Source organism: Comamonas sp. MYb21, assembly GCF_037479395.1.
GTDB lineage: Bacteria > Pseudomonadota > Gammaproteobacteria > Burkholderiales > Burkholderiaceae_C > Comamonas.
Map to the genome: position 1 here is coordinate 163,584 of NZ_JBBGZC010000005.1, position 13,142 is coordinate 176,725.

Below are 13,142 nucleotides of genomic sequence, written 5' to 3' on the forward strand. Positions count from 1 at the left end.
TCACACACCTGCGGCCAGCTGGGCCAGCGACAGCGACTTGAGCGGCGGACGGATGCGGTAGTAGCCCACGTCCTGCGGCGGCAAATTGGCTTCCTTGGCGATGATCTCGGTCACCGTCAAACCACATTGGCGGCCCTGGCAGGGCCCCATGCCGCAGCGGCTGAAGGACTTGGTCTGGTTCGGGCCCACGCAGCCCAGCTGCACCTGCTCGCGGATCGCGCCGGCAGTCACCTCTTCGCAGCGGCAGACCACGACCTCGTCGGCCGGAATGCGGAACTCGTCCTTGGGCCGGTACTGCTGGTTCAGGAAGGGGCGGATGCGCAGATGCTGCGCGATCTGGGCGCGCTGCTGGGCACCGTCTTCGCTCGCGCCAAAGCCCAGGCTGTTGGCCACGCCAATGCCGGCCAAGGCACCTTGCATCTCGGCCACCAGCGCGCCGCCAATGCCGGCGCCGTCACCGGCGATATAGATGCCCGGCAGGCTGGTCTGGCCCCAGCTATCCAGCACGGGCACCCAGCACAGCTGCTCATCGTCCCAATGGTGCTCGGCGCGCAAGGACCAGGACACCTGGGTGTTGGGCACCACGCCCTGGTGCAGCAGCACCAGCTCGCAATCGATCTGCTGGGCCCGGCCCGCGCTGCTAAAGCGCACCTGGCGCACGGCGTCATCGCCCTCGATGCGCAAGCCACCCACATCCTTGAAAAACGGAATGCCGGCCGACTTGATCTCGCGCAGCAGGCCCAGGCCCTTGCGCACATAGCCCCAGCCGGCCAGCAGCGACGAGGCATGGCGGATCGCCAAACGCCAGTCGGTGCCCGCGGACGTATCGAGCACCGCACGGATGTCCACACCGGCGCGCAGGTACTGCGCCGCCAGCAGGTAGAGCAAGGGGCCGCAGCCGGCCAGCACCACGGGCACCTGGGGCACCACCGCGGCGTTCTTGAGCAAAATCTGGCCAGCACCGGCGGTCATCACCCCGGGCAGGGTCCAGCCCGGCACGGGGAAGGGCCGCTCCATCGCGCCGGTGGCGATCACCAGCGACTTGGTTTCGATGCGGGTGGTGCGGTCATTGCGCAGCACATGCACGGTCTTGTCGGGGTCGATCTGCCAGACCGAGGCACCGGCCCAATGCGTCAGGCCACTGGCGCGGATCTGCTCGGCCAACGATTTGCCGTAGACATAGTCGGAGCCGAGGATGCGCTCGCGCTGGGCATCGGTCTCGGTGATGCTGCGGTAGATCTGGCCGCCCACCTGGGGTTGCTCGTCGAGCAGCAGCACATCCAGGCCGCGCCGCTTGGCCGCCAGGGCCGCTGCCATGCCGGCCGGGCCTGCGCCAATCACGACCAGGTCACGCAGCTGGCTGGGCGCATCGTTCAAAGGGATAGCGGGCTTAGACATGCTTGGCCTCCTGCGCATCCAGCAGGCTGGGCGCCGCTTGCATGGTGGTCACTTCCATGCCGTCTTCGGGGGTGATCAGGCAGGCCTGCTGGTTGGGACGGCCGTTGACGCCGACCATGCACTCAAAGCACACGCCCATCATGCAGTAAGGCGCGCGGGCACCCTGGCCCACGGGCGAGACGCGCACGGCCGTGATGCCGGCTGCCAGCAGGCCAGCGGCCAGGCTGGCGGCGGGCGACATGCGCACCACGGCGCCATTGACCAGCACCGACACCGTGCCAGCGGCCCCGACCTGGTGGCCAGGGAGGTATTTGAAAAGGGCTTTAGATGCCATAGGGTTTCACTTCCGTTTCCGGCGTAAATCGTGTCGCGGGGAATGCCTCGATGGCGGCCGGCCGCAGGCCCGTGGCCACCCAGGGGGCGATACAAAAGACGTGCTGGGCCGCCAGCGTGACGCCGCTGTGGCAGGTCACCGCAAAGGCGCCGGGGTGGCTGGCCGACTCCTGGTACATGGGGAAGCCATCGGGCGACATCACCCGCAGCGCCGCCCAGGTGCGCACCACGCGGGCGTTGGCCAGCACCGGGAAGCACTTGACCGCGCGCGCCGCAATCTTGGCGCTGACCGGCACACGCACCATGTCGTCAAAGCCCAGCTCTTCCATCGAGTCGCCGATCTGCACCGTGCCCTCATCGGTCTGGCGCACATAGTTGGTGGGGTGCGGCAAAAAGGGCTGCACCCGCTCGGTGATGAAGACCTGGCCCTTGTTGGGCCGCACCGGCACAAACATGCCCACCATGGCCGACAGCTGCTGCGTCGCATGGCCGGCGGCAATCACGATGCGTGGAGCCTGCCAGGCGCGCTCGCCTGCGCTGACGTGGAAGATGCCGCCTTCCTTGCGGATCGCATCGACCTGCATGCGGTTGTGGATGCGCGCGCCCTTGGCGATGTTGGCGCTGTAGAGCGCCCGCAGCAGCTTCAAGGGGTTGCAGTGGCCGTCCATCGCCGAGTAGGTGGCGCCCACCACCTCGGGGCCCAGGCCCGGCAGCTGCCGGGCGGCCTCATCGCGGCTGAGCACCGTCGTGCGGTAGGCGGGGTCGCCCACCTCCGACTCCAGCCACTGGAGCTTGGCCAGGCGCTGGGCCATCTCTTCCTCGCTCAGGCAGATATGCAGGCCGCCGGGCTGCATCAGCTCGACGTCAATGCCGGTCTGCGCCTGCAGCTCATCGCGCAGCGCAGGCCACTGGCGCGCCGAGCCAAAGCTCCAGCGGGCGTAGTCGGCCATGCCGTAGCCCTTGCCCTGCACCCAGACCAGGCCGAAGTTGCCGCGCGAGGGGCGAATCGTGTCGTCCGCGCCGTCGATGACCGTGACCGACAGACCCTGGCGCAGCAGCCCGTAAGCCACGGAACTGCCCACCAAGCCTCCCCCGATCACGATGACATCGCTGCTATGTGTGTTGTTATTCATTTTTTGCTCTCAACCTTTGCCAATCAAAACCTTCTCCAGGCCGACCAGCTTGTCCAGGATGACCATCAGCACCAGGGTGCCGACGATCAGCACGGTGGAGACCGAGGTCACCAGCGGGTCGATGGTCTGGGCGATGTGGTTGTACATGGCGACCGGCAAGGTCATCGTGCCGGGGGTGGCCACAAACACCGTCATCGTCAGCTCATCAAAGCTCTGGATGAAGGACAGCATCCAGCCGCCTGCGATACCGGCCATCAGCATGGGCACGGTGATGCGCATGAAGACGGTGCTGCGCGATGCGCCCAGCGACAGGCCGGCATGCTCGATCTCGCGGTTCATGCCGGTGGCTGCGGCCAGCACCATGCGCAAGGCATAGGGCATGATGCAGATCACATGGGTGAACATGAGCCAGAAGAACGAACCGGATAGCCCCGCAATATTGAAAAACCGCAGGAAGGCCGCGCCCAGCACGACGTGCGGAATCATCAGCGGCGACATGAAGAAGGCCATCAGCACCTCGCGACCGGCAAAGCGGTAGCGGGTGATGGCGAGCGCTGCTGGCACCGCCAGCGCGATCGCGATCGAGGCCGAGGCCAGGCCCAGCTTGGCTGAAAACCAGAAGGCCGACTTGATTTCCGTCGCATCGAGGATGGCGCGGAACCAGCGCAAGGACAGGCCATCGGTGGGGAAGGAGATGAAGCCCTTGTCGGTAAAGGCCACCGCCACCACCACGGCCAGCGGCGCCAGAATGAAGCTGATGAACAGCGCGTGGTAGACCAGCGCCAGAGGACTGTTTTTTTGCATGGCTCAACCCTCGAAAACAGCTTTGAAGCGGCGCTCGATCCAGCGATTGCAGCCCACGATGATGACGACATTGGCAACCAGCAGCACCACGGCAATGGCAGCGCCCAGCGGCCAGTTCAAGGTGTTGAGGAACTCGTCGTAGGCGGCCGTGGCCACCACCTTCAGGCGCCGTCCGCCCAGCAGTGCAGGCGTGGCAAAGGCCGATGCCGACAGCGCAAAGACGATGATGCTGCCCGAGAGGATGCCCGGCAGCAGCTGAGGCAACACGACACGGCGGAACACGGTGCGCTGGCTGGCGCCCAGGGACAGGCCAGCGTTCTCGACCTGGGGGTCGAGCTTTTGCAGCGAGGCCCAGACGGAGATCACCATGAAGGGCACCATCACATGCACCATGGCAATCGTCACGCCCGTCATCGTGAAGGCCAGGCGCAGTGGTTCGTCGATGATGTGGAACAGCATCAGGCCCTTGTTGATCAGGCCGTTGTTGCCCATCAGGATGGACCAGCCCAGGGTACGCACCACCACTGAGATCAGCAGGGGCGCGAGGATGATCAGCAGAAACACACCGCGCCAGCGGCCCCGCATGCGGGAGATGATGATGGTCTCGGGCACACCCAGCACCACGCAGAGCACGGTGACGATGGCCGACATCAGGGCGGTGCGGCCAAAGATCTCCAGGTAGTAGCTGTCGCTGAAGATCTCCAGGTAGTTCTTCAGCGAATAGACGTTTTGGATGCCTTCCATGCCGTTGAAGACATTGAGCGACAGGATGGCGGTCAAGGCCAGCGGCGCCAGCAGCATGGTCACAAAGACCAGCAGGCCGGGGCCGGACATGGCCCAGGGTTTCCAGCGGTTCTTGCTATCCACGGCTGGCCTCCTGCTGGGTCAGCACGCGCACATCGTCGGGGGCCCAGTTCAGCGTGACCTCGTCGCCCTCATGCAGCGCAGCGCGGCGTGCATTGGGCAGGCTGATGTGGATGTCGCCCAACGCAGTGCTGACATTGACCACCCACTGGCTGCCCAGGAACAGCAAGGTCTTGATCGTGCCGGGCAGGCCGCCCTGGCCGGCCGGGGCCACCTCGATGCGTTCGGGCCGCAGGTAGACCACGACCGGGCCGCTGGCCACCGGGCTGGGCGCGCCCAGCACCATGTCGCCAATCTTCACGGTCTCGCGGCTTTGGGCCTGGCCTTCGAAGCGGTTGGTCTTGCCCAGGAACACCGAGGCAAAGTCGCAGCTGGGCTTGTCGTAGATCTGCTGGGGCGAATCGACCTGGGCGATCTGGCCGTTGTGCATCACCGCAATGCGGTCGCTCATCGTCATCGCCTCGACCTGGTCGTGTGTCACCAAGATGGTGGTGATGCCCAGCTGGCGTTGGATGGCGCGCATCTCGACATGCATTTCCTGGCGTAGCTTGGCGTCCAGGTTGGACATGGGTTCATCGAGCAGCAGCACCTCGGGCTGGATCGCCAAGGCGCGGGCAATGGCCACACGCTGGCGCTGGCCACCGGAGAGTTCACGCGGGTAACGGGCGCCGAGCCCATGCAGGCGCACCAGCGCCAGCGCATCCTGAATCCGCTGCTGCACGACATCGCGGCTGAGCTTGCGCATCTCCAGACCAAAGGAGATGTTCTGCTCCACCGTCATGTGGGGAAAGAGCGCATAGCTCTGGAACACCACGCCCATGCCGCGCTGCTCGGGGCGCAGCTGGGTGATGTCCTTGCCGTCCAGCACAATGCGGCCCTGGCTGGGGTCCAGAAAGCCGGCAATCATCTGCAAGGTGGTTGTCTTGCCGCAGCCCGAAGGGCCCAGCAGCGACACGAACTCACCGCGCTGGACATCCAGGTGGAAGTCCTTGACGGCAACAAAATCCCCGAACCTCTTGGCGAGGCCCTCGATACGTAGAAAACTCATGTGAAACTCCGGGGCCTGCGGCCCGCGTGGGACGGCGCGGCAGGCCTGTGTAGGGCGGCTGGCTTAACGCCTATCCCTGGCGTCCTGGCAAGGAGGCCAGGGATGAATGAGAGGCGCTCACACGGCCCTTGAGACGAGGCGCAAAGCCGCAGGCAGTACAAGAGGTACGACAAGGCTTTGCAACGAAGTATCAAGGCTTGTGTGAGTGACTCTTAACGCTCGACGGTGCGGTTCCAGCGATTGGTCCATTCGGAGCGCTTGACGTTGACAATCTTGTAGTCCACGGTCTTCAACTGGGCGATCTGCTCGGGGCCATAAGGCACTTGCTTGGCGACCTTCTCATCCAACTTGACCTTGCTGTTCATGGGGCCCCAGGCCTGGGTCTCGGCGAGCGCCGTTTGCGACTCGGGCGTGTAGAGGAACTGCACGAACTTCTGCGCGCCAGCCTTGGGCTGCTTCTTGGCAACGGGGCAGACGGAGGTGAACAGCGCAAACGCGCCTTCCTTGGGGTAGACGAACTTCACGGGAAAGCCGGTATCGGCCAGCGCCTTGACGCGGCCGCTGCCCCAGACACCGATGACGGCATCGCCGTTCTGGAACAGCTCGGTCATCTTGCCCGGCGACGGCTCCCAGGCCAGCACATTGGGGCCCACTTCCTTGATCAGCGCCTGGAAACCAGGGTCGATATTGCTCGCGCCGCCGCCGTTCATCTCAGCAAACATCAGCAGGGTCTGCAAACCGTAGCCGTTGTTGATCGGCGGGATCACGGTCTTGCTCTTGAATTTCTTGTCTTTCAGGTCATTCCACGACGTGGGAGCGGCCCAGCCGGCCTTCTTGAAGGCTTCTTCGTTGTAGAACAGGCCGGTGGCGATGACGCCCAGGTTCAGCGACTTGTTGCCCGCCGTCTTGGCCATGGGGTAGAGGTCGTTGTAGACCGGTGCGGCCTCGATATCGCCGCAGAAACCGAACTGCACCGCCTGCTCCATCGGGCCGTCGTCCATCAGCGCCACGTCGTACTGGGGGTTGTTCTTTTCGGCCTGCAGCTTGGCCAGGGTGTCGGTGGAGTTGCCAGGCACGTAGATGACCTTGTTGCCGGTCAGCTTCTCATAGGCGGGAATGATCTTTTGCTTGAAGGCGGTCTCGGTCGAGCCGCCATAGCCACCGACATAGATGTCTTCAGCATGGGTAATGCCAGCGGTGGCAGCAAAGGCAGCGGCCAGAGAGAGAGCCAGACGGGATACGGTCATCGAAATTACCTCCAGAAAGTAGCGTGGAACCAAGTGGAATTCAATCTGTCTGGTAGCCAATGATAGGCATCTGCAGGCAAAATTGAATCGGTGAATTCCTGCTTCAATGCCTTTATGGGATGGAAATTTCTCAATCGATAAACCATTGAAATAACTACAAAATTAGTAATTTTGTAGACTATTCGATTGCATTAGGCCATTAACTCATGTCTTTACAACATGGATAAGAAGATCACACTGCGCCATCTCGAAGCCTTTCGGGCGCTGATGCTGCGCCGCTCGGTCACCGCAGCGGCCCAGTCGCTGGAGGTGACCCAGCCGGTGGTGACACGGCTGATCGCCGAATTCGAGGCGCGCATCGGCATGCCGCTGTTCGAGCGGGTCAAAAGCCGGCTGCAGCCGACGTCGGCGGCGACCTTGCTGCTCGAAGACGTGCACCAGGCGCTGATGGGCATCGAGCGTATCCGCAACATCTCCGAGAACGTGCGCTTTCGGCGTCTGCAGCGGCTGGAGGTGACGGCCGCGCCGGCGATGGCGACCTCGTTCCTGCCCAGCGCCATTGCCAAGTTCAGCGCCCAGTTCCCCGAGACCCTGGTCACCTTGCACATGCAGGCCTCGCCGGCCGCGCTGGACATGGTCCAGGCCGAGCGCTGCGATATCGGCTTTGTGATGCTCTCGCCCGACCACACCCGCTTCAAGGGCCTGGAGACCTTGGTGATCGGCAAATTGGTCGTCGCCGTGCCCGCCGGCCACAAGCTGGCGCGCAAGACCAGCCTGTCACCGGTCGACTTTGTCGACGAGCCCCTGGTGTCGCTGCCCACGATGATGGAGACCCGCGCCAAGCTCGACAGCCTGTTCCTCGTCAACCGCGTGCAGCGCCGCGTGAACATCGAGACCCAGATCTCGTACGCCGCCATCAAGCTGGTCGAGGCCGGCGCCGGCCTGGCGATCATCGACCCGCTGACGGCCTGCAGCTACCACGGGCCCGATGTGAAGTTTGTGCTGTTCGAGCCCGCTGTCCCCTGCGAGTACTCGATGGTGGTCTCCAACCGCCATGCCTCCACCCTGGTGCTCAAGCCCTTCATCGACCTGGCCAAGGCGGAGATCAAGCGCATGCTGCCCAAACGCTGGATTCTTTAAGCAGCGTTTGGGCAGTGCCTGCGGATGGGAACCGGTTTATTCCGGCGTGATGCCGGCTGCCTTGATCACCTGCCCCCATTTGGTGGTCTCGGCCGCCTGGAACTGCGCCAGCTCGGCCGGGCTCGTCGTCCAGGGGTCGGAGCCCGACATCTCGAAGAAGGACTTGGCAGCGGCACTGCCGACGGCCTGGCCCAGCAGCTGGTTGAGCTTGGCGCTGACGGCAGCGGGCACATTGGCAGGGGCATAGGCGGCAAACCAGTAGCCCATGTCATAGCCCTTCACCCCGGCCTCGGCAATGGTGGGCACATCGGGCAGCTGGGCGCTGCGCTTTTGCGTGGAATAGCCCAGTGCGCGCAGCTTGCCCGCCTTGATCTGCGGCACGCCGGTGGAGACGTCGGTGATCATCAGGTTGATCTGGCCGCCCAGCAGGTCGGTGATGGCCAGCGGGTTGCTCTTGTAGGGCACATGCAGGATGTCCACATCGGCCAGCTGCTTGAGCATCTCGCCAGCGACCCGGCTGGACGAGCTGCCGCTGCCAAAGCTGAGCTTGCCGGGGTTGGCCTTGGCATAGGCCAGCAGATCGCCCACTGACTGGTAAGGCGCATTGGCCGGCACCACCAGCACCTGGCCGCCCTTGCCCAGGCCGGTGATGGGCGTGAAGTCCTTGACCGGGTCGTAGGACAGCTTGCGGTAGAGGTGGATATTGGCCGCATGCGTGGTGTTGGTAGTGATCAGCACCGTGTAGCCATCGGCCGGGGCCTTGGCCACCGCCTGCGCCGCAATCATGCCGCTGGCACCGGCCTTGTTCTCGACGATCACCGGCTGGTGCGTCTGCTCGGTCACCGCCTGGCCCAGCGCACGCGCCAGCTGGTCGGTGGCGCTGCCGGCCGCAAAGGGCACGACAAAGGTAATGGGTTTGGATGGAAAGCTCGCTTGCGCAAAAGCCAGCGGGCTGATGGCCAGGGCCGTGGCACAGGCCAGCAGGTGGCGGCGGGTGGAAAATTTCATCTTTTGTCTCCGGTTGGTTTCTTATTCAGTGGTGGCTGGGATGGCCGCATCGGCCGGCCCTAGCAGATGGGCCTGCAAATGCGCTGGCAGCACGATCGGCATTTGCAGCACGCGAAAGCACAGGGTCTTGCCATGGCTGTCGAGGTTCAGCGCGTCGTTGACGCCGCCGTCCAGCACCTCGTCGAGCACCAGGTTCATCGCCTGCAGCTGGGGCAGCAGATAGCGCTGCACCTGGCTCGGCTGGCGGTCGGCAAAGAGCGCGGCCACGGCCGCTTCGGTAACTTGCGCACAGATGACCTCCCACAGCGCGGGATGCCAGGCGATCACGCTGATGTTGGAGCGGTTGCCCTTGTCGCCGGTGCGCCCATGGGCCAGGCGGTAGAGCGGGACGGTGATGTGGTCGTTCATGCGGCAGCCTCCTCTTGCGCGGCCCAGGTAAAGCCGGTGGCAATCAAGGCTTGGGGCACCAGGCAGGACACCATGCCCAGGCGCTGGCGCATATGGCTGCGCACGCCACCGCCACCGGCGGGCCCGCAGCAGTACAGCGCATTGATCTCGCGCGGCAGGCGCGCAGCGGTGGCCTTGTCGGCATGCTGCCAGGCCATGCGCAGGCGTACATCGGGCGATGCGGCAGACAGGTCGGCACCGGCCAGCCAGTCGCTGGCATCGTTGCCCCAGACGCTGGTGACCCCAATCAGATCGCTGCGCAGTGGTGCAATGCCCTCAAGGCGCTGGGCGACGGTCTGCGCCGCCAGGCGCGCCCGCTCGGCCGCACGCGGGCCGGCGTAGGAAATCTCGGCCTCGGCAAACCAGCCCGAGGCATAGCAGGTGTTAACCTTGAGCGCCTCGGGGCGTGGATGGCCGATGACGCCCTCCAGCCGCACGCGGTTCTCGCCCTCGGCCCGCACCTGGGCCTGGCTGATGTCGGCCACCACATCGGGGGTCAGGTAGCCACGGGGGTCGTGGATCTCGTAGAGCAGCTGCTCCTTGACGGTCGCGGTGGTGATGCAGCCGCCGGTGCCCTCGGGCTTGAAGATGCTGCAGTTGCCGCTGTCGTCGATCTCGGCGATCGGGTAGCCCAGCTGGTCCATGCCCGGCACCTCCTTGTAGCCGGGGTCGGCGAAATAGCCGCCGCTCACCTGGGTGCCGCATTCCAGCAGATGCCCAGCCATCGTCGCGCGGGCCAGGCGGTCCCAGTCGTCCCAGGCCCAGCCAAAATGCGCCATCGCCGGGCCCAGCACCAGCGAGGGGTCGGCCACCCGGCCGCAGACCACGATATCGGCGCCTGCCAGCAAGGCCTCGGCAATCGGCCGCGCACCAATATAGGCATTGGCGCTGACCAGCGGCTGCTCGGGCATCTGCGCACCCAGCGCCTGGGCCAGCATGGGCCGGTGGGCCGGGCCGCTCAGGTCATCGCCCTGCACCACGGCAATACGCGGCGCGCGCAGGCCCAGGCTGCGCGCCAGCGCGGCAATGGCACGGGCGGCGCCTTGCGGGTTGGCCGCGCCAAAATTGCTAACGATGCGGATGCGGTGCGCCAGGCAGTCGGCCAGCACCGGGCGCAGCAGCTCGAGCAGCAAGGGCTCGTAGCCGGCCTCGGGGTCGTCGCGCCGGGCCAGTTGGGCCAGCGCCAGCGTGCGCTCGGCCAGCGTTTCAAAAATCAGAAACGCGGGCTGCTGCAAGGCCACCAGGGCCTGCACCACCGGCGCTGCCGCATCCACCCGGTCGCCTGAAAAACCAGCCGCGCAGCCAATCAGCATGGCTGCGGGCGCTGTCTTGTCTGTCTGCATAGCATCTCCTGCAGCCCACTATAGAAAAGAGGTTCTATGTTGTGAAATCGATAATTAAGATCGATTAATCTGCATTACAAATGAATCTATCCCAACGCGACATCCAGGCCTTTCTGGCGCTGGCCAGCCAGAAGAACTTCACCCGGGCCGCCAGCCTCTGCCACCTGTCCCAGCCAGCTTTCAGCGCCCTCATCCGCGCGCTGGAGACCACGGTGGGCCTGCGCCTGTTCGAGCGCAGCACCCGGCATGTGCTGCTGACGCCCGAGGGCGAGCAGTTTCTGTTGTCGGCCCAGCGCATCGCGGCCGAATTTGCCGCCTGCGAAAAAGCGATGCGCGCTACCGCCCAGCTCGTCCAGGGCCGGGTCGCCGTTGCGCTGCTGCCGTCGCTGGCCGCTGGCTGGCTGCCGCCGGTGCTGCGCAGCTTTGCCGGCCAGCACCCCGGTGTGCAGCTGCAGGTCTTCGATGTGTTGTCCGAGCCCTGCATTGCCGCCGTGGCCAATGGCGACGCCGACTTTGCGCTGGCCGCCATCCGCGCCGACACGCCCGATTTGCGCGCCGAGCCCTTTTGCAGTGACCGCTTTCACCTGGTCTGCCCGGCCGACCACCCACTGGCCGCGCTGGACGAGGTGCTGCTGTCCGACCTGGCGGCCTGGCCCTTTGTGCACCTGGCCCGGCACAGCAGCGTGCGCCAGTACCTGGATGCCGCCTTTTTCCCGCAGGCCATGCAGACCCTGGTGGAGGTCGAGCAGCTCGCCACCGTGATGGGCCTGGTCAAGGCCGGTCTGGGCATCAGCGTGGTGCCGGCCCTCAGCTTGTTTCACTTTGCGCAGCCTGGCCTGGTCACCCGGCCGCTGCATCTGCCCGGCATGGACCGCCAGATCTACCTGGTGCGCAGGCGCGAGCCGCAGCTGTCGATGGCGGCCCAGGCGCTGTACCAATTAATGCAACAAAAACGCCCAGATTTCTCCCATATTGCTTGAGGCCCTCTACACTCCAGCGCTGATGTCCTTGCCTACGCTGCCCCCGTTCGCACCGCCTGCGCCCGCGATACCGCTGCCCTACCTGGCGCTGCGCACGCGGGTCTTGTCACTGCTGGCATGGGCTGCGCTGTTTGCGCTGCTGGCCTGCGCCATGCGCATGCTGCTGAACTACCCCCTGTGCGTCAACGACGAGAAGAACTGGATCGGCATCGCCCAGCAGCTCGACCAGGGCGTGGCCTGGCCGGTCTCGGGGCCTGCCTTTGTCAACACGCTGCGCCAGGCGGCCTGGGTGACCGGCTCCAGCCACGCCGAGGTGATGCCCTGGATGGGGGTCTGCGGCGTGTTTATCGTCGTCGGGGGTCTGAGCTGGGGCTACTACCGCCTGGGGCTCAAGACCTTGGTGCCGGTGTTTGCAACGCTGGCGCTGTCGAGCTATTTCTGGGCGCCCTTGCTGGAGGCACGCCCGCAGCAATGGGGGCAGCTGGCGGTATTTCTGGGCACCATCTCGGCCTGGCGCTGGCTGCAGCACCGGGGCGGCCTGGCCTTTTTTGTCGCGCTGCCTGCCGTCGCCTTTACCCATATCCTGAGCCATGCGGTGCTGGTCTTTCTCTGCCTGGTGCTGGTGGCCACCCATGGCATTGCCCAGCGCCGCTGGAGCCTGCGCCACCTGGCCATTGCGCTGCTGTGCATCGCCAGCTTTGCGGTTTATGCCTGGCCCGGCGGCCCTTATACCGATATGCTGCGCGACCTGCGCCAGGCCCATTTCCGGCACTGGCCGCTGAGCCTGCCAGCCTCCCTGGTCCTGCTGGTGGCTGTGGCCGCCGTCGCCTGGGCCAGCCGCCGCTGGTGGCATGGCGACATCCGCTGGCCGGCGGCCGCCCTGGCCGGCTTGCTGCGCCACCAGCGTGCTGCCGGATGGTCGCTGTGCATCGCTGCGCTGCTGGTGCTCACGATGCAGGCCTATCTGCTGCCAGCGGCGGCATGGGCGCCCTATGGCGGCTCCTGGATCCGGTTTGTCGTGTTCCAGTCCGGCAACCTGCTGCTCGCGGGTTTTTTGCTGGTCGGCGCCGGGCGCTGGCTGGGGGGCTTTCACCAGCAGCGGATCGATCCGGGCATGGCCCGTTTTCTGGTCTGTGTGCTGGCGGGCATTGCGCTGCTGGGCCTGCTGGCCGTTGCCGCGTCGTGGTGGCTGCTGGACACCAACTGGATGCTGCGCGTGCTGAACTACGGCATCTTCTTTGCCGCCGCGCCTGCGGCACTGGGCATGGAGCATGTCACCCGCCACTGGCCGCGCTGGCGCCGGGGCTTGCTGCTGGGCGCGGGCATGGCCGCCAGCGTGCTGGCAGTGGTGCGCCCGCCCATGCTGCTGGGCTGCTGAGCCAGCCGCCCAGGCAAGG

The 13,142-nt window shown here is 65.5% G+C and carries 13 protein-coding genes; 3 read left to right on the forward strand and 10 right to left on the reverse strand.

Annotation, left to right across the window (positions count from 1 at the left end):
* From WH367_RS09060 to WH367_RS09090, 7 genes are all read right to left on the reverse strand, one after another.
* The gene (locus tag WH367_RS09060; RefSeq protein ID WP_339535619.1) at positions 1-1,398 is read right to left on the reverse strand and encodes an FAD/NAD(P)-dependent oxidoreductase; all 1,398 of its coding nucleotides are present in this window, start codon (positions 1,396-1,398) and stop codon (positions 1-3) included.
* Positions 1,391-1,732 carry a (2Fe-2S)-binding protein gene (locus WH367_RS09065; protein ID WP_339535621.1) on the reverse strand — a complete coding sequence of 114 codons (342 nt, stop codon included), beginning with the start codon at positions 1,730-1,732 and terminating at the stop codon, positions 1,391-1,393. The genes WH367_RS09060 and WH367_RS09065 overlap by 8 nt, the downstream gene beginning before the upstream one ends.
* Positions 1,722-2,864, reverse strand: coding sequence for an NAD(P)/FAD-dependent oxidoreductase (locus WH367_RS09070; RefSeq protein ID WP_339535623.1), 1,143 nt, complete (start codon positions 2,862-2,864; stop codon positions 1,722-1,724). The genes WH367_RS09065 and WH367_RS09070 overlap by 11 nt, the downstream gene beginning before the upstream one ends.
* Positions 2,865-2,873: 9 nt before the next feature.
* On the reverse strand, positions 2,874-3,668 hold the full coding sequence (locus tag WH367_RS09075) for an ABC transporter permease (RefSeq protein WP_021028165.1): 795 nt from the start codon (positions 3,666-3,668) through the stop codon (positions 2,874-2,876).
* Positions 3,669-3,671: 3 nt separating this feature from the next.
* On the reverse strand, positions 3,672-4,502 hold the full coding sequence (locus WH367_RS09080; RefSeq protein ID WP_339535811.1) for an ABC transporter permease: 831 nt from the start codon (positions 4,500-4,502) through the stop codon (positions 3,672-3,674).
* A gap of 25 nt (positions 4,503-4,527) precedes the next feature.
* Positions 4,528-5,580 carry an ABC transporter ATP-binding protein gene (locus WH367_RS09085; RefSeq protein WP_021028163.1) on the reverse strand — a complete coding sequence of 351 codons (1,053 nt, stop codon included), beginning with the start codon at positions 5,578-5,580 and terminating at the stop codon, positions 4,528-4,530.
* A gap of 212 nt (positions 5,581-5,792) precedes the next feature.
* Positions 5,793-6,827: an ABC transporter substrate-binding protein gene (locus WH367_RS09090; RefSeq protein ID WP_339535626.1), complete on the reverse strand. Its 1,035-nt coding sequence runs from the start codon at positions 6,825-6,827 to the stop codon at positions 5,793-5,795.
* Between the two features lie 219 nt (positions 6,828-7,046).
* Here WH367_RS09090 and WH367_RS09095 point away from each other — a divergent pair, with 219 nt between their 5' ends.
* Positions 7,047-7,967 (forward strand): LysR substrate-binding domain-containing protein, encoded by a 921-nt coding sequence (locus WH367_RS09095; protein ID WP_312987974.1) that lies wholly within the window; start codon positions 7,047-7,049, stop codon positions 7,965-7,967.
* A gap of 36 nt (positions 7,968-8,003) precedes the next feature.
* Here the strand turns inward: WH367_RS09095 and WH367_RS09100 are convergent, their stop codons facing one another.
* Genes WH367_RS09100 through WH367_RS09110 form a run of 3 tightly spaced genes read right to left on the reverse strand, consistent with a single transcriptional unit; the run spans position 8,004 to position 10,765 of the window.
* Positions 8,004-8,975, reverse strand: a complete 972-nt coding sequence (locus tag WH367_RS09100; protein WP_339535628.1) for a Bug family tripartite tricarboxylate transporter substrate binding protein — start codon at positions 8,973-8,975, stop codon at positions 8,004-8,006.
* A gap of 21 nt (positions 8,976-8,996) precedes the next feature.
* The gene (locus tag WH367_RS09105; RefSeq protein WP_339535629.1) at positions 8,997-9,383 is read right to left on the reverse strand and encodes an AtuA-related protein; all 387 of its coding nucleotides are present in this window, start codon (positions 9,381-9,383) and stop codon (positions 8,997-8,999) included.
* A complete protein-coding gene (locus WH367_RS09110; protein ID WP_339535631.1) occupies positions 9,380-10,765 on the reverse strand; it encodes an acyclic terpene utilization AtuA family protein in 1,386 nt (461 codons plus the stop codon). Before WH367_RS09110 ends, WH367_RS09105 begins: the two co-directional genes overlap by 4 nt.
* An 80-nt stretch (positions 10,766-10,845) precedes the next feature.
* Between WH367_RS09110 and WH367_RS09115 the strand changes: the two genes are divergently transcribed.
* Positions 10,846-11,745, forward strand: coding sequence for a LysR family transcriptional regulator (locus tag WH367_RS09115; RefSeq protein ID WP_339535633.1), 900 nt, complete (start codon positions 10,846-10,848; stop codon positions 11,743-11,745).
* 22 nt (positions 11,746-11,767) lie between these two features.
* The gene (locus WH367_RS09120; RefSeq protein ID WP_339535635.1) at positions 11,768-13,123 is read left to right on the forward strand and encodes a hypothetical protein; all 1,356 of its coding nucleotides are present in this window, start codon (positions 11,768-11,770) and stop codon (positions 13,121-13,123) included.
* Positions 13,124-13,142: the final 19 nt, after the last annotated feature.

Bases quoted from the DNA above. Each gene is read 5' to 3' on its own strand.
- WH367_RS09095 (WP_312987974.1), top strand. From the start codon at position 7,047: ATGGATAAGAAGATCACACTGCGCCATCTCGAAGCCTTTCGGGCGCTG.
- WH367_RS09090 (WP_339535626.1), bottom strand. From the start codon at position 6,827: ATGACCGTATCCCGTCTGGCTCTCTCTCTGGCCGCTGCCTTTGCTGCC.
- WH367_RS09085 (WP_021028163.1), bottom strand. From the start codon at position 5,580: ATGAGTTTTCTACGTATCGAGGGCCTCGCCAAGAGGTTCGGGGATTTT.
- WH367_RS09120 (WP_339535635.1), top strand. From the start codon at position 11,768: ATGTCCTTGCCTACGCTGCCCCCGTTCGCACCGCCTGCGCCCGCGATA.
- WH367_RS09075 (WP_021028165.1), bottom strand. From the start codon at position 3,668: ATGCAAAAAAACAGTCCTCTGGCGCTGGTCTACCACGCGCTGTTCATC.
- WH367_RS09070 (WP_339535623.1), bottom strand. From the start codon at position 2,864: ATGAATAACAACACACATAGCAGCGATGTCATCGTGATCGGGGGAGGC.
- WH367_RS09065 (WP_339535621.1), bottom strand. From the start codon at position 1,732: ATGGCATCTAAAGCCCTTTTCAAATACCTCCCTGGCCACCAGGTCGGG.
- WH367_RS09080 (WP_339535811.1), bottom strand. From the start codon at position 4,502: ATGTCCGGCCCCGGCCTGCTGGTCTTTGTGACCATGCTGCTGGCGCCG.
- WH367_RS09105 (WP_339535629.1), bottom strand. From the start codon at position 9,383: ATGAACGACCACATCACCGTCCCGCTCTACCGCCTGGCCCATGGGCGC.
- WH367_RS09060 (WP_339535619.1), bottom strand. From the start codon at position 1,398: ATGTCTAAGCCCGCTATCCCTTTGAACGATGCGCCCAGCCAGCTGCGT.
- WH367_RS09100 (WP_339535628.1), bottom strand. From the start codon at position 8,975: ATGAAATTTTCCACCCGCCGCCACCTGCTGGCCTGTGCCACGGCCCTG.
- WH367_RS09110 (WP_339535631.1), bottom strand. From the start codon at position 10,765: ATGCAGACAGACAAGACAGCGCCCGCAGCCATGCTGATTGGCTGCGCG.
- WH367_RS09115 (WP_339535633.1), top strand. From the start codon at position 10,846: ATGAATCTATCCCAACGCGACATCCAGGCCTTTCTGGCGCTGGCCAGC.